The following is a 21,923-nucleotide window of genomic DNA, read 5'->3' as shown; positions in this document are numbered from 1 at the left end:
GGTTCCCCAAAGCTTGTACTTCATCAATTTTTCCCATTCCTGCTGCTGAATGGAGGCATCCGCCGTGACATTTTCAAAATAAAAAGGGCGAACGTCAGCTGCATGACTTAGAATGCAGCCGATGCCAACCAAGAAGATATAGAATCCCCACCTTATTTTTTTAGTACCAACCATAACACATCCTTCCCATAGAATATTTTTGCAAACCTACCTCAAAATTATAAATTTCTGAAAACATTTTTTCTTTTTGTTTACTTGTATAGGGCTTATTACAGGCTTCTATGCGGAAAAGCACACCGTTTTGCATGTTTTAAACGATTTTTCAAGAAATTTCCGATTTGTTTGAAAAATTTTCTATATTGAGTAATCCCTAGACCCCGTTCAATGATTGTTTGCGGGCAACCCGCCAGAGCGAGAGCAGCAACGGACTTGTGAATTTTTATGTGGATGGGTAGTCTAGGGATTTTTGTTTTAAAAGCTTTTGGAACTCGACTTTTTGATTTTAGCCTTTTTTCGGTATTCTGCAAATGATTCTTTGGACTCTTCGTCACACCAAGCCTTACAATCCGAATGACGTCTGCTACGGCCAAACGGATTTTGATGTTTCCCCTTCCTTTGCAGAAGAATTCCCTCCAGCGATTCAAGTCTTAAAAGAAAAGTGCAAAGCGACGGAACTTTACGCAAGCCCGTTAAAGCGTTGTTACAAGCTTGCCGAAAGGGCTTCCGAAGCCCTGAACCTTCCCGCCGTCAAACAAGACGCTTTAAAGGAAATCCATTACGGGGCTTGGGAAAACGTCAAGCTTTCCGATGTTCCCAAAGACCAGATGAACGCCTGGAAGGCGGACCTCCGCGGGTTCCGTTTTCCGGGAGGCGGCGAATCCTTTCACGATGTCGACAAGCGCATCGGCGCATTCATCAAGAGCATTTACGGCCAAAAGGAAGTCCTTTTCGTTTCGCATGCAGGCGTGATCGCCGCAATCGAGCATTCCATTTGCGGACTTCCGGATTCCCAATTTGTAGAAGCGGAATTCCCTTATGCGATGGTGACCCGTTTCGAAATCGACCTCGACGCAAACGGCAAGCTCAAGGGTTCCTTTGAAACGCTCTACGGCGGCAAGCAACAGCCATCGCTCGTCGACTACATCATGAGCCTGTAAAATCCAGGCGCCTAAAAATCTAAAGTTATCGAAGCTTCAAGACCGCCCCGGAAGTCCGGTCCAAGCACAAAATGCGCCGGGCTGTCAAAATCGCTCATCATCGCATCGACGACGGCATCGCCAATCGAATACAGATAAATTAACACGACTCCCCAAATATACTGGTTGCGGTTCTTGCGGAAGTAAAGAATCTGTTCATTAATGCGGTCAAGGCTTTCACTCGCAGGGTTTTCCTTTTCGAGCGCATGCTTACGGTCCAAATAATAATTGATCACGTTCTGACGCGAATAAATACTGACCGATGCGCCGAGAAGTCCCATGTACAAAAGGCCCGCCTTGCCATATTCCTGATTGTACATCTGGCCCCAGCCCGGAACAAAGGAACGGAGCAAGGCGCCGAGCACTGGGCGGTATTCCACGCTGTGGCCCTGATTATTCACCCAAATTCCGTAAGCATCGAAGATGCTGTAAATGTGAATACCGATCATCCAAGTGAGTTCGGACTTGCGCAAATCTTCTTCTTCGATTTTATGGTCGCTGAACGTGCGAATCTGTTCCGCATACTCGTTCCGTTTTGCCTGGAAATACGAGAGGCTGTCCCGATTACGAAGCATTTTACGGGAATACGTATAAACGGAATCCTGGAATTTCTTTGCCTGGTCAAAGCGGCGATTCTTTTGGTAACGCTTGTTGATGAACACTTCGTAAGCGAGAGCGAGTTCAAGAGCCGTGATGAAGCCACCGCGGATATAATGCCCCGTATAAAACTGTCCACCGCCGGGAAAAAGACTAAAGAGCATCGTCAGCGGAAGCGAGTTGTGCTCCGTTTCCACGTCCCATTCGTAGGTCTGTAAGGAATCGATTCGGGCGACGCCCGTTTTTCCGCGTTCCGCGATTTTCACCGGTTCTTCCAATTCGACTCCAGCCGAATCTTCCGCATCTTCCAGATCTTCTTCGTCTTCCTCCGTCCGAGGATCTTCCCCCCGATTCTGCACTTTTTCGACTTTAGCCGTGTCCGCCGTCACACTCTTTGCATCGGCGGCAACAGCCACACCCGCACAGGCAAGCAGCCAAACAAAAAAAAGCAAAAATGAGGAAGCCGAAAATCGCATCACGGCAAATTATAATAAAAAGGACTTTGGCAAAATCTATCTTTTCAGCTGTCAAAGAGAAAAAATTCCACAATTTTCAAATTTGACATTTTTTGTCATAATTAATAGCTATCTTATGGACAAGGAAAACGAAACAATGCAGAACAACATCGATAACAAAGTCGCGATCGTGAACTTGGGAACAGAACTCACCCAGGGATACACGCTGAATACGAACGCCCACTGGATGGCCGGTCGTCTGCGCGATCTCGGTTTCGAAGTTTCTTACGAGATTACCCTTCCGGACGACGCAAGCGTCTGGAATGCCACTTGGGAAATGATCCGCAAGGCGAATGTCCAAACGGTAATCCTCGGCGGCGGTCTCGGTCCTACGGAAGACGACAAGACACGCTATCTTGTTGCAGAAACCTTCAAGGCTCCGCTTGAATTCCACGAGGAATGCATTGCCCCGATCCGCGCCTTCATCGAAAGCAAGGGTTGGAAGTATTCAGATGCGAACAAGATCCAAGCGTATTTTCCGCGTGGAGCCCAGGTTCTCGAGAATCCGGTCGGTACAGCTCCGGGATTTTCCATTTCGCAAGATGGCGTGACTCTTTTCGCACTTCCAGGCGTTCCGTTCGAAGCGCACGAAATGTTCGATCGTCATATCGTCCCATTCCTCGCGGCGAAAGGCGTGAAGCCGTTCTATTGCAGGGAGTTGCGCCTTGCGGGACTTTTCGAATCGAATATGGCGGAGATGTTCCAAAAGGTGAACTTTCCCGCAGGCGTTTCGTGGTCGAGCCTTCCCGTGGATGATGCGATTATCTTCCGCACCTATACGCGGGAATCCGAAGAGGTTTTGAAAGCTGTCGAAAAACAGCTGATCGAAGCCTTGGATGACAAGCTTTGCGTCGTTTCGACGGACGGGAAAAGCCTTCCCGAACAGATCGTGAAGCTGCTTAAAGGTCGTGGCGAAACGCTTTCGACGGCGGAATCGTGCACAGGCGGCATGATTTCGAGCGAAATGGTGAACCTTGCCGGTGTGAGCGAAATCTTTAAAGGCGGCGCCTGCACCTATTGGAACGAAGCGAAGGAAGATATCGTCGGTGTTCCGCACGAAACACTCCTCGCCCACGGAGCCGTGAGCGAAGAAACGGTGCTCGCCATGGCCGAAGGCGCCCGCAAGGCGTACCATACGGACTGGGCGGTCGCCACCTCCGGCGTCGCAGGCCCAGATGGCGGCACCCCGGAAAAACCGGTCGGTCTTGTTTGGATGGCCGTCGTCTCGGAATGTAAAAGAATCGCGTTTTGCAAAAAATTTTCTGGGAATCGTGGACAAATCCGTCGCAAAAGCGTCTTTAAAGTGCTGGACGCTCTGCGCCGTGCGATTCTCGAAGAAAATGAACAGAAAAGCACTTGCACAAAAGTTCAGTAGTTTATATATTTACAAAGAACAAAAATCAATTGGAGAATAAAAACATGGCAAAGAAATCTGCAGCTGCAACCCTCAATACCCCGCTTTCTGGCGAAAAGGCCAAGGCCGTCGAAGCCGCCATCGCCCAGATCGAAAAGAACTTCGGTAAGGGTTCCATCATGACGTTGGGCGGCCAGCCGGAACAGAACATTCCGGTGATCCCGTCGGGCTGCATCCAGCTGGATATGGCTCTCGGCGTGGGAGGTTTCCCGCGTGGCCGTATCATCGAAATTTATGGACCGGAATCTTCGGGTAAGACAACCCTTTCGCTCCACGCCATCGCAGAAGCCCAAAAGCAGGGCGGCGTTGCTGCTTTTATCGACGCAGAACACGCCTTTGACCCGGTCTACGCCCGCCACTTGGGCATCAACATCGATCAGCTTCTCGTTTCCCAGCCGGATACCGGTGAACAGGCTCTTGACATCGCCGAAACCCTCGTCCGCTCCGGTGCCATCGACCTTATCGTCATCGACTCCGTCGCAGCCCTCGTTCCGCAGGCAGAAATCAACGGCGAAATGGGCGATAACCACGTCGGACTCCAGGCCCGTTTGATGTCCCAGGCTCTCCGTAAGCTGACAGGCATTCTCTCCAAGTCCAACACCTGCATGATCTTCATCAACCAGCTCCGTATGAAGATCGGCGTGATGTTCGGCAACCCGGAAACGACTACCGGCGGCAACGCTTTGAAGTTCTATGCTTCCCAGCGTATCGACATTCGTCGTATCGCCCAGATCAAGAGCGGCGAAGACGTCATCGGTAACCGTACCCGTGTCAAGATTGTGAAGAACAAAGTCGCCGCACCGTTTACCCAGTGCGAATTCGACATCCTCTACGGCCAGGGCATTTCTCGCGAAGCGAGCATCCTTGACCTCGGCGTGGAACTGGACGTCGTCGAAAAGAGCGGTTCCTGGTTCTCTTATAACGGCGAACGCATCGGTCAGGGCCGCGAAAGCACCCGCCTTTTCCTCAAGAGCAATCCGGAAATTTGTGCCGAAATCGACGCAAAGATCCGCGAAAAGATGAAGGACGTGAAGATGTTCGACATCGCCGAGGAAGACGGCCTTGCTCTTGGCGACGATGTGACCGAGGAGACCACGGCAGAAGAAGCTTAATTAGAGCTCCGTTGATAAAAGCCCTTTTTCCAATCCAACCTGGCTTCGGTTTCGCCATATTCCGACCGCCTCGCGAATGGGAAAAGGACTTTTTTATAAGCATTTCGGGCCTTGATTCAATCGTTGAATTTCAAAAAACTATCTTTGCAGATGTCATGAGAGCATCCGCGTTTCTTTTTTTCTTTGTAAATCTTTTCAGCGTTTTTGCCTTAGCAGACGTGTGTCCGCAGGATTTTATCGGAACTTCTGCCGTGATTTCCTTGGAAGGACGTTTTGTGAACCGCGAATTTTCCCGCGTCCACACGGACATCATTTGGCGTCACCATCCAAATGAGGCGGACACTTTCGACATCACGCTCTCCGGCAAGGAATCTTACCGCTATATTTCCACCCCGGACTTCCGCTATCTCGAATTCAAAAAAGAAAATGTGCGCCGTCAAATGGCCATGCACCATCTCAAGGAATACATCGGCGAAAGTCCTCTCAAATGGGACGACTTTGAACTGCTCGCCCGCGGAAATTACCTCTGCTACGACAGTCTGCACAACGATTCCGCAGTCCTGTACACCGCCTATTCCCAAGCATGGTACTCCATTGTCAAAGGCCTCGGATCTCAGCCGGATTCTTTACAGATGAACGGCCCCCGTGGTGAAACTCGCAAGCTCCACATCCACTCCTGGAAGGAGTACAGCGCTATCACTGTTCCAACCATCATCGATTTTGAAGGCAATGATTACACCGGAAGCCTCTGGACAAGGACAGCGTTCCGCATTTACAAGCCGGCAGAAGCGAAGCCCTTTCCGAAAATAGAAGAGCCTAAAACTCCCCATCTGCAAAAAATATACAAAACGGAATCAGTGTTTTGGAACCGGCTGGATAGCGAAGTTGAAGTTCCGCTGAAATTGCAAATGCACTAGGAATTGCTGCGAAAGATCTCCGCTGTAAAAACGTTTCTTTTCACGTAGCCAGAAACCGCCGAGAAGAGTCAGCTTGCTTTCCTTGTTATCCCCCCAACGCAGCGAAGGTCCTAACAAAGAAATCGTGTAGCTGAGAGGTTCCTTGAGATACGTATTTCTCGAAGAGCGGGAATTTCCCGTGTTGTACTGGTTCAAATAACCGGCAACCGCCCAATTTTTCGTCAGCGGAATATAGGTGTAAGCGATTAAATCAATGATATAATCCCGGCTAAAGACCGGAATGTTACGGCGGTAATCGTAACTTTTTCCTTCAAACGGCGTGCTGATATCGACCAAGGTGAAATGCGTGCCGATACCGAGAATGGCATCCTCGCCAAACGCATATTCAAGGTCGAAGTAGAATGCAAAATTCTGCATAAAATCGACGGTCGCTTCATCGGAATAGACACGGTCCGTAATCCAGTCCGCATTCCAGGAATCCGCAATGTTCCCGTTTTCCGCACTGCTAGCCAAGGTTATTTCCACATTCGAATTGAAGTACGTGTAATGCTCGTACAGGAATCGTGCTTCAATCTGCGGATTCATCGCAAACGGACGACCGCCCAAACCGACGCGGAACCCTCCGTAGAACGGAGAAAGCTCTATTTCCGCGGAGACGCGTAAAAAAGCCGCATCCTCATCCAAGACATTCCCATACGGCAACTCGTAAAGCGGTTCAATCCAGTTGAACGAGATCGTTCCCGTCGCCTGGTTCAGCCACTGACCCCAGACAAAAGGCGTATTCGCCGAAATGTTGTAAGAAAGGTTCGGACCGTACTGCAAGCGGTAAAGACCGTTCATGTCAAAAATGTCTGCAAACACGCTACTGCCAAGCAACAGTGCACCAAGTCCGACTCTTTTGCACAAACGGGATAAATTCATCAGTTCAAAAGTAAAAATATTTTGCGCTTTTTTAAATCAATTCATCCGCAATCTATCCGTTTCTATCGCATTACAAACGAATTCCGTCAAGAAGTCTGCTTTTCTTTTCTAAATTGAAGCACAATGGATAATTTTACGACAGTTTCACTCCCGAGGGATATTTCTCCGAAGGATCTCGCAACCCTCCAAAAGCGTTGCCATCGCATTTTACGCCATGGCGACCTTCGTTTGGACGGTTCGGCTGTCGAATCCCTGGATTTTTTCGGGGAAACCTTCCTTGCTGACATCGCCACCGCCGCTGAAAATTTGAACCGGCGCTGTGTACTCAAAGGCTTTGCCGCCCCGATTCGCGAAAAACTTTCGAAACTCACGGTCAATATCGTTCCCCCAAAAGACGACAGCCAAAAGATGAGCTTTATCGAAAAGCTCGGCGAGCGTGGGTTCTACATTTTGGACGGTTTTAAAAATTTTGCTTACCTTTTAAGCGAATGCATCTACTGGACATTCTCCCGAGTTTTCGATAAAAACCACATTCCGTTTCACGGCACCTCGCTCCAACTGTTCCGTTTGGGCAGTAACGCCTGCGGTATCGTTTTTCTACTCGTCTTTTTGATCGCCTTTTCGCTTGCCTTCCAAAGCTCGTTTATGCTGAATGCGGTGGGCGGCGGTTCTTACCTCGCCGGCGGTCTCGGATTTTTGATGTTCGCCGAAATCGGACCGCTTCTGAGTTCGATTATTCTGGCGGGGCGCTCGGGAAGCTCGATTACCGCAGAAATTGCGAGTATGACCGTTGCAGAAGAAATCAAGGCGCTGCGGACCATGGGTATTCCCCCGATCCAGTTTTTGGTGCTCCCCCGTTTTAAGGCGCTGAGCGTTGCGGTCCCTATTCTTTCGTTCTGTTCCTCGATCTTCGGATGCCTTGCCGGAATGATCGTAGCCGATCTCGTCTGTGAGATTTCCCCGTACAACTATATCCTTTCGCTGAAAGACGGCATCACCGTCACGTTGATCCTCAAGAGCATGGTCAAGTCTCTCGTCTTCGGATGGATCATTGCCCTTGTCGCAGCCCAAAAGGGTTTGAATGTACGCGGTGGTGCAGACGCTGTCGGCAAAGCTACCACCTCTTGCGTGGTGACGTCCATTTCGGGCATCATCATCGCCGACGCCATTTTCTCGTTCATCTTCTATTAAAGGTTCTATGTCCGCACTTGACGTCAAACATCTCCGCGCCGGTTACGGTCAAAAGATTATCCTAGAGGATATCTCTTTTACCGTGCAGCCTCGTGAGATCCGAATGATTCTCGGTGCTTCGGGATGCGGCAAGTCCACTCTTCTGAACAATATTCTAAAGCTCGAGCATGCGATTTCGGGAACGCTTTCCTTTTTTGGCGAAGAAATCCAGACCAAGGAGCCGATTCCCGACAGACTGCGCCGTCGCATGGGCGTCCTTTTCCAAGGTGGCGCATTGCTCACAAACCTGACCGTCGCCGAAAACGTCGCCCTTCCGCTGCGCCGCAGCTATCCGAAGCTCGCTCAGACGACTCTGAACGAAATCGTCGCCGACCGTTTAGAAAAGGTTCACCTGCTGAACGCCTTTTACAAGTTCCCCTCGGAACTTTCGGGCGGTATGCGCAAGCGTGCGGCTCTTGCCCGCGCCATCGCCTTTGAACCGGAGCTTCTCTTTTGCGACGAACCTTCCGCTGGTCTCGACCCGGTCACGTCCCGTTCGCTCGACGAACTGCTGCTAGAACTCCGCGATACGCTCGGCGTATCCGTCATCATCGTATCGCACGAACTGGAAAGTATCAAAACGATTACGGACAAGTTCATCTACCTGCAGAACGGAAACATTTTGATGGATGGAACCTTGGATGAAGGTCTCCACTCCGACATTCCAGTCATTCACAAGTTCTTTGCCCGCGAGCACGACAATCCTGTAGTGAACAAACGATTCATCCATTTTGAGTTTGAGAATTAAAAGGTTTTTATGGATACCACAAGAACAGAACGCATCCGACTCGGCATTTTTCTACTGATCTGCTTGGGACTGGCAATCGGCTTTACGGTCTTTATCGCCCAGCAGCAGCTGTCCAAGCACAAGACCGATTACTACACGATCTTTTCGGAATCGGTCATCGGCCTTTCGATCGATGCGAAGGTGAAGCTGAACGGTATCGAAGTCGGTAACGTCACCGACATCTATATCGACAGCACGAACCTCGACAATGTCGTCGTCCGCTTTAACGTCCGCGAAGACACGCCGATCAAGACCGGCACCCGCGCCCAGATGACGCACGGCATTTCGCTTACCGGCCAAAAGGATCTTGTTCTTTCGGGCGGACGGGTCGGCGAACAGGACATTCCCGAAGGCGGTTACGTTCCTGCCGCTCCGAATGCGATTACCCAGGTTCTTGGCAAAGCAGGCAACTCGGTGGAACGCATCGAAAGGATCTTTGAACAGCTGAACAAAATCCTTTCCGATGAAAACGCCCAGGCGATTTCGAACACACTCAAGAACTTGGAAAAGACGAGCGAAAACACAAGCAAATTGACCCGCAACGCTCAAAAACCGATGCAGGAAATCGAAGCGGCGGCAACCTCCCTGCACAAGACGCTCGACGACGTGGAACAGGCGCAGATCGCGAAGAAGCTCGAAACGAACCTTGTGCTTCTCCAGGAAAAGCTCGACGTCATCGACACGAAGTCCCTCAACGATAACCTGGTTTCCGCTCTGGAATCCGTGAACCATCTTTCCCAAAGAGCGGACCTCGCCCTGTATAACAATCAGGGTCGCCTGTCCGAAGTCTTGGATCAGCTGAACGCGGTCCTTTCGAACCTGAACGACTTCTCGCAAAAGATCAAGCAGAATCCGTCTGCGCTCATCCGTTCCGAAGCTCCAGCCGGTCGCTAACCCGAGGTAATTCCCATGAAAAAATCTTTGCTGACTTCTGCCCTCGCCCTCTCGATGTTTCTCCTTTCCGCCTGTTCCAGTTCGGCGACGCTCACGCGGTATTACACGCTCGCTTCGGACTTTTCCGTCAAGGCTTCCAAAAGCTATCCGTACAAGGTCGTCGTGAAAAAATTCACCGTTGATCCGGCGTACAATTCTTCGAACATCGTCTACCGCGAATCCCCGTATGACTTTATGGCATACAACCACGACCTGTGGGCGACTTCCCCAGCTCATCAGATTGCAAACGTATTCACCGAAGACCTGCAAAAGAGTGGACTCTTTGAAAAGGTAGAACAGCGCGCCACGGAAATGCCGGACATGGAATTCACCGGATTCCTGATGGCGATCGAAGAAGTTGACAACGATTCGACCGACCGCTACGCCCGCGTCGCGATCGAACTCGCCTTCCGCGATGTAAAAAAGGATTCGACCCTCTGGAAAAAAGTCTATGACGAAAAGGAACCGTTGGAAGGTTCCGAACCGCGTGAAATCGCAAAATCCGCGTCCAAACTCGTCAATCGCTATGCCGAAGATGCCGTCCAGGAAATCGAAAAGCTCCTAGAAAGCATGAAAGCTCCGGATTCCGAAGTGCAGTAAAAATTTACTATCGGTCAAAAGAAAATTTTTTTATCTTACAAAAGGTTAAAACGCATTTTTAGGAGCGATTATGAAGTGGAATAAGTTGATCGTACTCGGACTTGCGGCTCTCAGCCTTTCCGCGTGCAATAGCCGCCATTCTTCCCCGGTCCTCGTCGAACGCGGCGTGGAACAGTACGAACGCGAATACTTCGCGACGAAGGAAAGCATGGGCATTGAAAAGCGCCTGAAGGATATCTTCCTCCAGGGCTACATCGAAGAAGGCATGACCCAGGAAATGGTGAACCTTCTTTGGGGACCTCCTGACCGCGAAATGCAAGACGGCTATGTGTGGGAATACCTCACGACAGACGGCAACCTGATCACCCGCCTCAAGTGGAAGGAGCCGGAAATTGTCCGTTTGAAGGGCTATGAACACGAACTCGTGCTCGAAAAAATCGAAGGAGACCGCTACGGTGGTTCTCAGCCTCCGAAGAAGAGCCTAGAAAACGTCTATTAATCCCAAATTCTAGACCTTTTGAAAAAGCGTTGTTCCAAGACAGCGCTTTTTTTCTACATTTGACTTCGAATTTCAAAACAATAACCCTATTGAAGGAGTTAACATAATGCGTCAGTATATTATTGCTGGTAACTGGAAGATGAACAAGACCGTTAGCGAAAGCGTTCAGCTCGCTAAGGATATCGTGGAAGCTGTCAAGGACGTGAAGAAGACTGAAGTCGTCATTGCTCCGACCTACCTCGCCGCTGCAAAGGTTGCAGATGTCATCAAGGGCACCAACGTGAAGCTCGCTATCCAGGACATCCACTGGAAGGACCAGGGCGCATACACCGGTAAGGTTTCCATCGACATGGTCAAGGAAATCGGAGCAGAATATGTGATCATCGGTCACTCCGAACAGCGTCAGTACTTCCATGAAACGGAAGAAACCGTGAACCTCAAGGTCAAGAAGACCCTCGAAGCGGGCCTCAAGCCGATTATCTGCATTGGCGAAACTCTCGAGCAGCGCAACGGCGGCATCTTGAAGGAAATCCTCGGTCTGCAGATCAAGGGCGCATTCAAGGACGTTTCCGCTGAAGACGCTGCAAAGTGCGTTCTCGCATACGAACCGGTTTGGGCTATCGGCACTGGCGTGACCGCTACCGACGAACAGGCTCAGGACACGCAGGCTTACGCACGTTCCGTCGTGAAGGAAATCTACGGCGAAGCTGTTGCTGAAGGCATGCGCATTCAGTACGGTGGATCCATGAAGGGTGCAAACGCTCCGGGCCTCCTCGCTCAGAAGGACATCGACGGCGGTCTCATTGGCGGTGCTGGCCTCAAGGCTGACACTTTCAAGGCTATCATCGACGCAGCAGAAGCTAAGTAATTTAAGCGCAAGGTAAATCAGAACATGTCTACACTTTTTTGGGTCGGAATCGTAATCCACGTCTTCCTTTGCCTCTTCCTCGTCATGCTGATTCTCCTTCAGAATGACAAGATGGGCGGTCTCGCAGGTCTCGGCGGAATGACTTCCCAGTCTGCCTTCTCGACAGCAGGAGCTGCTACTTTCGTTCAGAAGCTTACGCGGATTGTCGGCATCGTTTATTTGGTGCTCGTCTTCGCTCTGGGTTATATGACTATCCAGCAGGATCGTTCGGCAAAGTCCACTTCTGCCTTGAAGCAGTCTGCCGAACAGACCGCTACTTCGCAAGAAGTTCCGCAGCTTCCGGCTGCAACGATTCCCGCAGCAGAACCAGCAGCCGTTCCGGCAGCACCGGCTCCAGCCGCACAGTAACCTAAGCGTTTGAACAAGTTCTGACGCGGTCGTGGTGGAATTTGGTAGACACGCTAGCTTGAGGTGCTAGTGCGAGCAATCGCTTGACAGTTCAAGTCTGTCCGACCGCATAAAGGTCCGGTTCTGAAAAGAATCGGACCTTTTGCTTTATACAGCACTCCCAAAAGTTCCAAGTTCTAAACGCAAAAAAAGACTGTCCGATGCTTCGCGGCAATGCAGGTATCTTTTTCCATCTAAAGATTGGATGTTCCGGATTTTCGATGTCAAAGATTCCCGCAGCGATGTTTTTTTCCTTCAAAACTTTTGGAAGTTCGACAATACAAAACGAACGTCTAAGTCTGGATTTTGGGGATCTAAAAAGTTAAAGATTTTTCATTTTTTTGCACGATTCCTTTTGACAAAATTCCGATTTTATTCTATATTACCGCACGTAACCAATTCTAACGCGGTCGTGGTGGAATTTGGTAGACACGCTAGCTTGAGGTGCTAGTGCGAGCAATCGCTTGACAGTTCAAGTCTGTCCGACCGCATAAAGGTCCGGTTCTGAAAAGAATCGGACCTTTTGCTTTATACGGCATTCCCAAAAGTTCCAAGGCTTAAAGCGCAAAACGAAAGACTGTCTTATTTCTTCATTCCAAATTGGAATCAACGATCCGGATTTTCGATATCGAGAATTTCCGCTTCAAGCGTGGCGTCTGCCGGATAATATTTTTGCGCGAGCTTTAAGAGGCGCAAAGCCTCATCTGAACGCTTTTGCAGACGTGCTTCGTAAGCGAGATTCTTGAAGCCGAAAACGGCTTCTGGGCTACCGTTTTTTGCAGCCTGCTCGTAAGCGGTTTCCGCGCGTTCAAAGAAGCGGGTATCGTAAGCAACGTTACCAAGGAAGATTGCCGCATCGGTAAAATTTGGCTGGATCTGGAGAATGTTCGCCAGAACATCCATCGCAACGAATTGCTTTTTATCTTCAACCAGGACGTCGGCAAGCTTGTACATCGTATTCACGTCATCCGGGCGAATATTCAGAGCTTCGCGGTAACTTCCAGCGCTCTGCTCGTAATCCTTTTGCAGTCGGTAAACGTCTCCCAAATACACCAAAAAATCGATTTCTTCGGGATGGGAGCTGTACCCTTCGCGAATCACGGAAATAGCGCGTTCAAAATCGCCCACAGCGATGTTCGCTTCGGAAAGCTGGTACACGAAACTGATATCGGACTTGACTAAGGCGTAGGCTTTTTCGATAGCCTTGAGCGCTCCGATTTTGTCGCCTGTTTTGCTGTAAGCTTCTCCAAGATAGAGCCACCCCGAAACATTATCCGGTTCAAGCTTGAGCGCGCGATGGTACGCGGCAATGCATTCCGGGTACTGCTTTAAGCGGAAGTAAACGGACGCCATGTTGAAGAGAGCCGGAGAGAACGTCCCGTTTGAATAGTCTACGGCCTTGCGATAATTCGCAGCGGCTTCGGGAAACTTTTCAGTTTGATAGTAGCTGTTCGCGATGTTGAAACTGACGGCGACGGGATCGGCGCCACGGTCAGCGGCCTTACGGTAAAGGATGATTGCATTTTTGAATTTGCCCCCGCGGTAAAGAGCGTTCGCGCGGTCCATGAGATCGGCGGCGGATTGCGCAGAGAAGGCAAAGGCGGTGAAGAAGGCGATGGCAAAGAATGCTCGCAATGTCAGAAAACGTTTAATCACGGAACTTGACCTCAAACGGTTGTTCCATTCCGCAGAACGGGACCGCTTTCCCATTTTTTTCTGCAGGTTCAAAACTCATCCGTTTCAAAGCCTCTCTGCCCGCATCGGCAAGCCCCGATCCCGCAGGCGATTCTTCGACTACACGGATATCATAAACGTGTCCGCTTGCATCCACGCAAAAACTTAAACGAAGCATCGCATCGATTTCGCGGTCGCGAATTTGCGGAGGGACCTGAAACTGAGGCATCGCTCGGCTGGAAGGCTTTTTATCCACGTCGCCGTTTTCATTTGCCAAAGCTCCGCCTCTAAAATCGGCGACCAATTCATCGCTAATTGCCGCTCCCCCACTTTGACCGGCCACGCCCAAATTCATCGCCATCCGCGGTCCTGCTTTAGGCGAGCGGGAATTCAATTTTTGACGATTCGGTTTACGGGCGGGCTTCTTCTGTTCCTGTTTCTTTTGGACCTCTTCCACTTTTTTCACGGCGACTTCGGTCTTGACAAATTTTCTCTCATTAAAAATCTTTCCCTGCAAAAAGAGATTCGCCACCGTCACCGAAAACACCAAAAGACAGCTACTGAAAATCGCAACGATCAAAACCGAGAATCTTTTGAGAATCTTTCGGATCATAGGGTTTATTCCGCCTGCGCAGCAATCGAAACTTTTTTGACGCCGCTTAAATTGCACGCATCGATGACCTGAACGAGAACGCCTGTTTCGGAGCCTTTATCGGCGATAATCACCGCTTCGCGATCCGGCGTTTTGGCCAAGGACTGTTTTAAGATGTCTTGCAGGCTGGCAAGATCCACCTGACGTTCGTTGATGTGGATCGTCCCTTCGCGTGTGATGGCGATGAGAAGGTTTTCTTTTTCCAGCTGGCTTGCGCTTTGTGCCTGCGGCTTGGTGACGTCGACGCCCGTTTCGCGGGTAAAGCTCGATGTGACGACAAAGAAGATGAGCAAGATGAACACGATGTCCATCAGAGGGCCCATATCGATGCCCATATCTTTTTGCTTTTTACGGGGAAGATTGAAGTTCATAAAAATTCCTAGGTTGCTTTGGGCGTCGCTTGCAAGGACATATAGTTTTCGATGATCGTTGCGCCGAGTTCAAGCTGTTCCGTTAAATATTCAATGCGTTCGTCCAAGCGCTGTTTTAAGAGCGTCAGCGGGAACGCAACGAGCAAACCGCTTTGCGTCGAAATCAACGCTTCCGAAATCCCGTCCGCCATGAGGACCGGATTCTGGTTGCCGTACAAGGTAATGACTTCAAATGTCGAGACCATTCCCGTCACCGTTCCGAGAAGCCCGAGCAAAGGCGCAGCCGCAGCCATCACCGAGATGATGTGAGTTCCCTGCCGCATATACTGCACTGTTTTAATCATGCGGACCTGCATATATTCGCGATATTTTTCAGGCGTGTCCTTTGCCACATTCAACGCGAGCCGCAGTTCCCTCGAAACGATTCCGCCCCGCAGCCCGAGATGCTTGCTTGCAAAACGGAGCGGATCTTCCGCACGTATGTTCAAATCGTTGCGGAGCATTTCCACAATCTTGTAAACGTCTTTGCGGAAAGCATCTCCACCGATGCGCATCCACGTGGAATACAGATAATAGAAGCCGATGACACCCGTGAGAATGATCGGGAGCATCACAGATCCGCCGGCGAGGAACGTACTTTGTAAAGCTTCTATGAAAACGTACATGATGGAGCTCTATTTTTTCATTTTTCAAACAGTTGATTTAAAAGGGATGTGCTTCGCACATACATTTCACTCGTGACCTTTTCGATTTTTTCACTGAGAAGTCCATGCAAGATCATGACTGGAATTGCAATAATCAAACCTGTTTCCGTCGTGACGAGCGCTTCCGAAATGCCTCCGGCGAGAACCCGCGCGTCATTTGTTCCGACTTCCGTAATCACGTTAAAAAGCGTAATGATACCGGTCACCGTTCCCAAAAGCCCGAGCAAAGGCGCAATGGTCCCCATAGCCGCAAGCAGTCCCATGCGACGGTCCAGTTTTGGCTGTTCCCGAAGCAAAGCTTCCTGCAAAGCCTTTTCGGCAGCCTCGCGATTTTCTCGTGCCTTATTTACAACAGCGAAGAGGACCATCGACAAGCTCGTATTTTCTTTCAGGCAAAGTTCCGCCGCTTCTTCAAATTGCGAATTTTCAAGATAAACGTTAAACCGATTCATCATCTGCTTGCGAATACGCCCGCGCAGAGTTAAAACGATAAAGCGTTCCAAGCTCAAAAGGAGCGCAAAAATGGCCACCAACATCAGCGGATACATCACGATGCCGCCTTTCTTAAAAAAGGCTTTGGCTTGTTCGATAAACGAAAGCTCCTGAGTATCGGTAATCGAATTTTTGACCGCCTTATTCTGCAACACATCGATGGGAACCGCGACTTCGACAGAAGAATTCCCCGCTTCCGAAACCGCCTTCTGAATCTGGGAAGCCATTTCCTGAGGAAGGTTCGAATTCCATTCAAAGACTTTTCCCTGCAACGCTCCTGAACGAATCAGCGCCTGGACATTTTGATTATCCAAGGCGACTTCGCCTAAAAAGACCGTGCCGAGTCTCAAGCGGTTCACTTTTACATCGGGACGAGAACCGATCTGCGAAATGGTATTTTCAAACGACTGGGAATAAGTCATCTCATGACGTAAAAGCTGATCGCCTAAAAAGATCCGGGCTGCAGAAAGCGCATTCGGATTTTTGCCTTCTACAGCATTTTCGGCTTCTTTCAAACGGAGAAGGCGATCGTTCATGCCAAGCGGGTAATCTCCAGTGACGTCACCCAGCGTCTTATCGATGGAAAGCTTTATCTGCATCCGAAGTGCGTCATAGGCATTCTCGTCAGAAAGCGCCTTTTCTTCCGCATCGGACGTGAGTTCTTTACTCGCGAGAACTTCTTCATTGACACGACCGAGATCTGTCGAAAGCTTGGAATAACGTCCGTCGAGTTCCCGCGTTGCCACTTGATGTTCTTCGGAAAGTTCCGATTCCGCATAACGTTTTCTCCAATGTTCCGCTTCGAGCTTTTCAAGCGAATCCGCTTTTTGCAAACGGATACGGGTAAGCGCATCGACTTCACGCTGTAAATTTTTCAGTTCTTCGCGCTTTAAGGAATCCTGGATGCGCGCCTGTTCTTCTAGATTCTTTTTCTTGTCCGAAGACCACGGCCACGCCAAGGCGTTCGTTGAAAGGAGGAGCAACGCAAGAAGGATTACGTGGCAATCCGTATGACTCGTAGAAAACAACATCTTAGTTCCTCCCCACAATCGAAAGGCTGACCGGAAGCGTCACCATCTGAGGAGGCTTCTTTGCCTGTTTCACATCCAAAGCGAACTTGACCGCACTACGTTCCTGCAAATTCAAGTCCTCATTCCATTCATACGAAATGTTTCCGTTTTCCATTTTTCGAACAAGCGCCCCGTAGACGGTTCCATTGTCATCGCCGTAAACCATCCACTGGTTTCCAATGCGCAAAATCTGGGCATTGATCAGTTCCCCATTCTTTCTCGTTAGCGGAGAATGGATGATCGCAACTTCATCGCCAAATTTGATTTCTTCCGCAATCAAAGCCTTTAAGCGAGAAAAGCCTTCTTCCGCAGATGCGTTTCCGCTTTCCAGATCCCGAGAAAGAGCCTTGGCCCGATCGAGGCGGGCTTCACGTTCCCAAGGAATCGTCTGTTCGATTTGAGCTTCTAGCTGTTTGCTGATGGCGAAGAGCGCAAGCGAAAGCGCTTTTCGTTTTGCCTTGACGTTTTCGCTACGGTTCTTGGCCCGCGCCTGCTTGGAACGCTCCTCCTGCAATTGAGAAGCCACGTTCTTGATTTTGGAATTCAGCGAATCGATTTCCGCTTTACGGCGTTCCGAATCTGCCAAGAAACGTTCCTGCAAAGTCTTAAATCGTTTGTCGTCGGCTTTGAGCATGGAATCTGTCGCAGAAATCTGGGCATTTAATTTTTGGATTTCACCTTGGAGAGTTTCTTTCTGCAACTGCAAATCGCGAATGTCGGAATCGACATCGGCAAATCCAGCCACAGCGAATATTAAAGCGCCCAAGGCCAAGCTCCTAAAATGCGGCATTTTACTTTTCCTGTTCATCATCATTCCCTTTTGCACTGCGGATCATTTTCGTTTTCTTTGCACCAAAGATCGACAACTCTTTGAAGAACGCTGGAATTCAGCTGTTTGCTATAGAATTCACTGACAAGCGCTGTTCCACATTGCGGATAAGCCGAAAGATCCCAATCGCGATCCGAGCACCACTTCCAAATGTAATCCTTGCATGAATTGCTGTCGAGTGCAACCTGACATTCTTCATAGATTTGTCCACAATCTGCAATCGATGTACTTTTGAAATTGCTAGAAACACAGTATCGCTTTAGGCCATCCGCATAAGCCTCCTGCTTGGCCGAAACTTCCGAAAGCGTGTCCGGCAAATATACCGACCACGAAGAGCTATCGTGCAACATCGCAAGTTTTACAGCCACAGGATAACACGTCGGGATCGGTTTCACGACCGTCGAAGAATCCGAGCAATAGGTTTCCTGGAAAAGTCGGCAGTACTTGGTATTCCAAGGATCCTCATCCCCATCGGCATCCTTGTGATTATCGCAACCATAAACGCGCGCATAGCTGTAGGTAATGTAATCGTCCGAGTGAATATTCATCAAAACGGAATCCACAAGCATCCCCGCAAAAACACCGTTTCCATTTTCGATGTTCGTTCGCGATTTCACACGCGGATCTTCAAAGCTTTCGAGCAGGTAGTTTTGATAATCGGCATACGCTTGATCGACAGCATAAATTTTGATTGTGGACTTTCCAATCGGCAGTTGCATTCCCGTTATGAACATCGTATCGAGATTGTAGAAGTCACCGATTTTTAAGCGAGACTCAAAGCCGAACAAGCGGGTCTTTTCCGTCGCATCGAGCATCGTAAAGCCATAGTAGCCAGAAGAATCTTCGTCGAGGAAGGATTCGAGCATATGGAACATCGTCGTATTCATGGATTCGCCGTTCGAATCGCTGTCCGCATTGTATGCAAGCGTCAAGAGCATGCCTTGAACGGTCGTATCGTAATCCATGCCGATGTTGTAGGTGTAAGCATCATAAGGATATTCTTGGTAATCGAAGTCCAAGTATTCATGTGTATTGAGAATCGGTTTCTGGTCGCTGACGACTTTTTTGCCCGGCGGCGTGATGCTCTTTGCCGAGAGCTTTGTCGGGATTTTCGCCACGCCAGAATATTGCGATTTCACCTTTTCCCCGGCACTGTCCCACTTGAACGCCGCGTTCATCGTGTAGGATTCCCCGACAACTCCCAAAGCTTCGGCATTTGTCGTAAAGCAGTTCGGCTTATTCGAAATGCTAGAAAGTTCTACAAGCGTATCCCCATTTGAGAATTTTCCAGAAACCGTCACAGCGGCGCTGTCGTAAAAGGCAAAATTTTCCGAAGCGGATTCATCGAGGTTATAGAGTTTTGAAAAACAGATATGAGGTTTTTGACCGGCGACCACATAGCCGTGCGTATAAATGCCCTTGTAGGCAACAGAATCTTCCGGGTAAAAAGACCAGGGGCCGTCGAAATCGCTACAGGACGAGAAAAGGAACGCGCAGAGGAAAATCGCGAGGACGCGGAAAGAGATTGCTTCGCTGCGCTCGCAATGACACGGGAGACGTTCGCCACGACACGGTTTAGAAATAATACTCATAGTTCAGCATCACCGGCAAATAAGGGAACTGATAAATATTCGTTTTCTTTGGAGGGTTCTCACTCGTATCGTAGAAACTATAGAACAGATTTTCATGATTTGTCAAATTGATAATTGTCCAACTAAAATTCCATTTATTTTCTTTTCCCCAATCCACCACTTTCACGTCAATGCGGAAGTAATCCGATTGGCGGCCTTCGTTTCGGCCTCCCGGGACCACCTGAATCGCATCCGAATAGACTTGCGGATCGACACGATCTTCATAAAAATAACCCACGTAATTCGTCATCGGCATTCCCGCCGAATACTTCAAAATAATGGACGAGCGGAAATAAGTCTTTGCATTCGGGGCAAACATTCCATCTTTACCGCGCCAGTTCAAACCCGCATCCATTTTAAGCGCATAAGGTTGATGCCAATTCGGAAAATAAGCATCCGTGCCGTCATCCGAGCGGACAACGCTCACGCTCTGACTCCAGTTAATGCCTCCAAACCACGAGCCTTCATCTTTACGCAGCGAAAGCTCGTAACCAAAAGAATAACCCCGAGCCGTTCCAAAATAATCCGCCATCACAAAATCATCGCTCGTCGTTTCATCCGTCGAATCTTGCGCCATGGTGAATGTCTTTAGATCTTTTTGCGTTTTGTAATAGGCTCCGGCCGTAAAATTGTAACCATTGAAAATGAAGTCCCGATGTGAATATTCCAAAGCAAAAAGGTAAGAACTAGCAGGCTTCATGTGGCGACCATCCGAAGTCGTTACGATCGGATAGTAAAATTCGTTCAAGGATTCCTGATCGCTGAACATGATTGAATTCATATACTGCAAATAGCGTCCGCCGTAAAGTTCAAAGCGTTGACGGTCGGTCATCTGCCAGACCAAGGAAGCTCGCGGTTCCACGCCAAAATGTTCGGCAAGAGTCTGGTAATTCAAACGCACGCCGTAAGTCAGGGTCCAATCCGCCGCTAATCTCCAGGCATCTTGCAAATATCCCACATGATGGAACGGATACTGATGATCGACAAGCTTTACGCTCATCGCATGTTCATAAAATTCAGACTGGTCATATTCCAGATCATAACCAAAAGTCAGCGTGTGATCGTCAAACCCTTTATAATTGATCCATTGCTTTCCCGCATAAGTAAAGAGGTCCATGCCGATATCGATCATGTCCGAAACTTGCATTGTCTGGTAGAAACGGCTAAAGGCAAGAGTCGCGTTGTATTCCCAGTTTCCATCGCGATGGAAGTAATTGATCGGAATGGCGACGTTTCCCCAATCCATGTAAAGCGGATCGAAGGCCAGCTTATCCCAGCCCACATAAAAGCTGAATTTCAATCGATTATCCGGATCAAAATCATACAGTAAAGTTCCTTGAATATCCGTAAATTCATAATCCACATCTAGATCAACCGCATCTAGCCAGCGCAATAAAGCAAGCATGTATCCGATATAGGTTTGACGTGCGGCCACGACCCAACGGGCATTTCCCATGTGGCCTTCCGTATGGAGCTGGGCTGCAAAGGTACTGATTTTCACGCTCGTTTTCGAAAGCCATTCTTCCACAGAATCCGAGCCCCCGGCACGGCCATCCATTTTGAGGACGGAACTCAAGCGGTTGCCGTACTGCGCCGGGAAACCGCTCTTGTAGAATTGGACTTCGTCAATCGTTTCTACCAGGAACGTGCTAAAAAGTCCAAAGAAATGCGTCGGAGAATAAACGACCGAGTTGTCGTAAAGAAAAAGGTTCTGGTCCGCAGCACCACCGCGCACATAAATCTTTGTGCTAAAGTCCGAACTCGCGACAACACCCGGGAGGGCCTGAATGCTCCGGATCACATCCGCTTCGGCAAGGCCCGGCATGCGCTTGATGCTCTTTGCCGTGACGACAGATTCGCCAGCCTTGCGCTTGGGCCGGCGCCGAAGCTGCACCACGACCTTCTTCATTTCTGTCACTCGGGAATTCGAGGCCGCCAAGAGGTCGTCGACGTCTACGTCGGATTTTTTCTCCTCGGAGGGGATAACTTGACTACTGCAACAAGTTCCAGAGTCTCGTAAAGTTTCACTCGCAATGACAGCACTGTCGCCAAACGCCATGCTAAAGACACTGTCTTGACCGTGATACACTAGCTCATAGCATTTTTCTTTTTCTGCCCCTGACGTATCCGAATTCGTAACGCAGACATTCCAGAGCGTATCTTCGGGAAGTTTTACAAAAAAGTTTTCCCCGACGACTGTCTGGATCGCTTCTCCGGTCTCGAGGATTTCCACATTGAGCTTTTCGCCCGGCGCAAAAGAAGAATCTTGCACCATGCCGTAAAAAAGAATCGTTCTTTCAAGAGCTTCCGTACGAGCGTTCTCTTGAGCGGCGACCATACCCGCGAAAAAAAGAAGGATGTAAAGAACAATTCTATTCACAGCAAGCAGAAGATAACAAACAAATGAAACGCTTCGTTCCGAATTTTTTCGTACAGGGGATTTTTAATCCTACACTGAGGGGAA

21 protein-coding genes and 2 tRNA genes are annotated in these 21,923 nt (G+C 49.4%); 13 read left to right on the top strand and 10 right to left on the bottom strand.

Features of this window, described 5'->3' with window-relative positions:
* Positions 1–527 precede the first annotated feature (527 nt).
* The gene (locus MR847_RS01410) at positions 528–1,157 is read left to right on the top strand and encodes a histidine phosphatase family protein (protein WP_287722757.1); all 630 of its coding nucleotides are present in this window, start codon (positions 528–530) and stop codon (positions 1,155–1,157) included.
* Between the two features lie 11 nt (positions 1,158–1,168).
* Here the strand turns inward: MR847_RS01410 and MR847_RS01405 are convergent, their stop codons facing one another.
* On the bottom strand, positions 1,169–2,245 hold the full coding sequence (locus tag MR847_RS01405) for a DUF5683 domain-containing protein (protein WP_146139525.1): 1,077 nt from the start codon (positions 2,243–2,245) through the stop codon (positions 1,169–1,171).
* A 160-nt stretch (positions 2,246–2,405) separates the two neighbouring features.
* On the opposite strand from MR847_RS01405, the gene MR847_RS01400 reads away from it, so the two are divergent.
* The 3 genes from MR847_RS01400 to MR847_RS01390 all read left to right on the top strand — a co-directional run bounded on the left by MR847_RS01400 (position 2,406) and on the right by MR847_RS01390 (position 5,751).
* Positions 2,406–3,683 carry a CinA family nicotinamide mononucleotide deamidase-related protein gene (locus MR847_RS01400; RefSeq protein ID WP_287722753.1) on the top strand — a complete coding sequence of 426 codons (1,278 nt, stop codon included), beginning with the start codon at positions 2,406–2,408 and terminating at the stop codon, positions 3,681–3,683.
* A 44-nt stretch (positions 3,684–3,727) separates the two neighbouring features.
* Complete coding sequence (gene recA, locus MR847_RS01395) at positions 3,728–4,834, top strand: recombinase RecA (protein WP_106520122.1); 1,107 nt, start codon at positions 3,728–3,730, stop codon at positions 4,832–4,834.
* A 155-nt stretch (positions 4,835–4,989) separates the two neighbouring features.
* Positions 4,990–5,751: a hypothetical protein gene (locus tag MR847_RS01390; protein WP_287722751.1), complete on the top strand. Its 762-nt coding sequence runs from the start codon at positions 4,990–4,992 to the stop codon at positions 5,749–5,751.
* On the opposite strand, the gene MR847_RS01385 is transcribed toward MR847_RS01390, so the two are convergent.
* Positions 5,689–6,672 (bottom strand): hypothetical protein, encoded by a 984-nt coding sequence (locus MR847_RS01385; RefSeq protein WP_100424359.1) that lies wholly within the window; start codon positions 6,670–6,672, stop codon positions 5,689–5,691. The genes MR847_RS01390 and MR847_RS01385 overlap by 63 nt on opposite strands.
* Before the next feature lie 123 nt (positions 6,673–6,795).
* Here MR847_RS01385 and MR847_RS01380 point away from each other — a divergent pair, with 123 nt between their 5' ends.
* The 9 genes from MR847_RS01380 (at position 6,796) to MR847_RS01340 (ending at position 12,527) form a co-directional block, all read left to right on the top strand.
* Positions 6,796–7,863, top strand: a complete 1,068-nt coding sequence (locus tag MR847_RS01380) for an MlaE family ABC transporter permease (RefSeq protein WP_287722749.1) — start codon at positions 6,796–6,798, stop codon at positions 7,861–7,863.
* A gap of 7 nt (positions 7,864–7,870) precedes the next feature.
* Positions 7,871–8,650 carry an ABC transporter ATP-binding protein gene (locus MR847_RS01375; protein WP_100424361.1) on the top strand — a complete coding sequence of 260 codons (780 nt, stop codon included), beginning with the start codon at positions 7,871–7,873 and terminating at the stop codon, positions 8,648–8,650.
* Between the two features lie 9 nt (positions 8,651–8,659).
* Positions 8,660–9,583 carry an MlaD family protein gene (locus tag MR847_RS01370; protein ID WP_106520124.1) on the top strand — a complete coding sequence of 308 codons (924 nt, stop codon included), beginning with the start codon at positions 8,660–8,662 and terminating at the stop codon, positions 9,581–9,583.
* 15 nt (positions 9,584–9,598) lie between these two features.
* Complete coding sequence (locus MR847_RS01365) at positions 9,599–10,222, top strand: ABC-type transport auxiliary lipoprotein family protein (RefSeq protein ID WP_100424363.1); 624 nt, start codon at positions 9,599–9,601, stop codon at positions 10,220–10,222.
* A gap of 70 nt (positions 10,223–10,292) precedes the next feature.
* Positions 10,293–10,721, top strand: a complete 429-nt coding sequence (locus MR847_RS01360; RefSeq protein ID WP_100424364.1) for a hypothetical protein — start codon at positions 10,293–10,295, stop codon at positions 10,719–10,721.
* Between the two features lie 106 nt (positions 10,722–10,827).
* Entirely contained in the window at positions 10,828–11,589 is a 762-nt protein-coding gene (tpiA, locus tag MR847_RS01355) for a triose-phosphate isomerase (protein ID WP_106520126.1), read from the top strand.
* Between the two features lie 24 nt (positions 11,590–11,613).
* Positions 11,614–11,997, top strand: coding sequence for a preprotein translocase subunit SecG (secG, locus tag MR847_RS01350; protein WP_100424366.1), 384 nt, complete (start codon positions 11,614–11,616; stop codon positions 11,995–11,997).
* Between the two features lie 25 nt (positions 11,998–12,022).
* Positions 12,023–12,107 (top strand) — tRNA-Leu (locus MR847_RS01345).
* A 335-nt stretch (positions 12,108–12,442) separates the two neighbouring features.
* A tRNA-Leu gene (locus tag MR847_RS01340) sits at positions 12,443–12,527 on the top strand.
* A gap of 115 nt (positions 12,528–12,642) precedes the next feature.
* Here MR847_RS01340 and MR847_RS01335 read toward each other — a convergent pair.
* From MR847_RS01335 to MR847_RS01300, 8 genes are read right to left on the bottom strand one after another with little or no spacing between them, the layout of a single operon-like run.
* Positions 12,643–13,692 carry a tetratricopeptide repeat protein gene (locus MR847_RS01335; protein ID WP_287722742.1) on the bottom strand — a complete coding sequence of 350 codons (1,050 nt, stop codon included), beginning with the start codon at positions 13,690–13,692 and terminating at the stop codon, positions 12,643–12,645.
* Positions 13,685–14,323, bottom strand: a complete 639-nt coding sequence (locus tag MR847_RS01330) for a TonB family protein (protein WP_287722740.1) — start codon at positions 14,321–14,323, stop codon at positions 13,685–13,687. Before MR847_RS01330 ends, MR847_RS01335 begins: the two co-directional genes overlap by 8 nt.
* Positions 14,324–14,328: 5 nt before the next feature.
* The gene (locus tag MR847_RS01325) at positions 14,329–14,733 is read right to left on the bottom strand and encodes an ExbD/TolR family protein (protein ID WP_100424369.1); all 405 of its coding nucleotides are present in this window, start codon (positions 14,731–14,733) and stop codon (positions 14,329–14,331) included.
* An 8-nt stretch (positions 14,734–14,741) separates the two neighbouring features.
* The gene (locus MR847_RS01320) at positions 14,742–15,398 is read right to left on the bottom strand and encodes a MotA/TolQ/ExbB proton channel family protein (protein WP_287722738.1); all 657 of its coding nucleotides are present in this window, start codon (positions 15,396–15,398) and stop codon (positions 14,742–14,744) included.
* A gap of 17 nt (positions 15,399–15,415) precedes the next feature.
* The gene (locus MR847_RS01315; RefSeq protein ID WP_287722736.1) at positions 15,416–16,960 is read right to left on the bottom strand and encodes a MotA/TolQ/ExbB proton channel family protein; all 1,545 of its coding nucleotides are present in this window, start codon (positions 16,958–16,960) and stop codon (positions 15,416–15,418) included.
* A 1-nt stretch (position 16,961) separates the two neighbouring features.
* A complete protein-coding gene (locus tag MR847_RS01310; protein WP_277000527.1) occupies positions 16,962–17,765 on the bottom strand; it encodes a DUF3450 family protein in 804 nt (267 codons plus the stop codon).
* A gap of 44 nt (positions 17,766–17,809) precedes the next feature.
* Positions 17,810–19,420 (bottom strand): hypothetical protein, encoded by a 1,611-nt coding sequence (locus MR847_RS01305; RefSeq protein ID WP_287722735.1) that lies wholly within the window; start codon positions 19,418–19,420, stop codon positions 17,810–17,812.
* Positions 19,404–21,797, bottom strand: coding sequence for a TonB-dependent receptor plug domain-containing protein (locus MR847_RS01300; RefSeq protein ID WP_287722733.1), 2,394 nt, complete (start codon positions 21,795–21,797; stop codon positions 19,404–19,406). Before MR847_RS01300 ends, MR847_RS01305 begins: the two co-directional genes overlap by 17 nt.
* Positions 21,798–21,923 lie beyond the last annotated feature (126 nt).

Source organism: Hallerella sp. (genome assembly GCF_022776125.1).
GTDB classification, from domain to species: Bacteria; Fibrobacterota; Fibrobacteria; order Fibrobacterales; family Fibrobacteraceae; genus Hallerella; species Hallerella succinigenes.
Note: the sequence above shows the minus strand (reverse complement) of the source record. Positions and strands in the feature narration are given on the sequence as shown.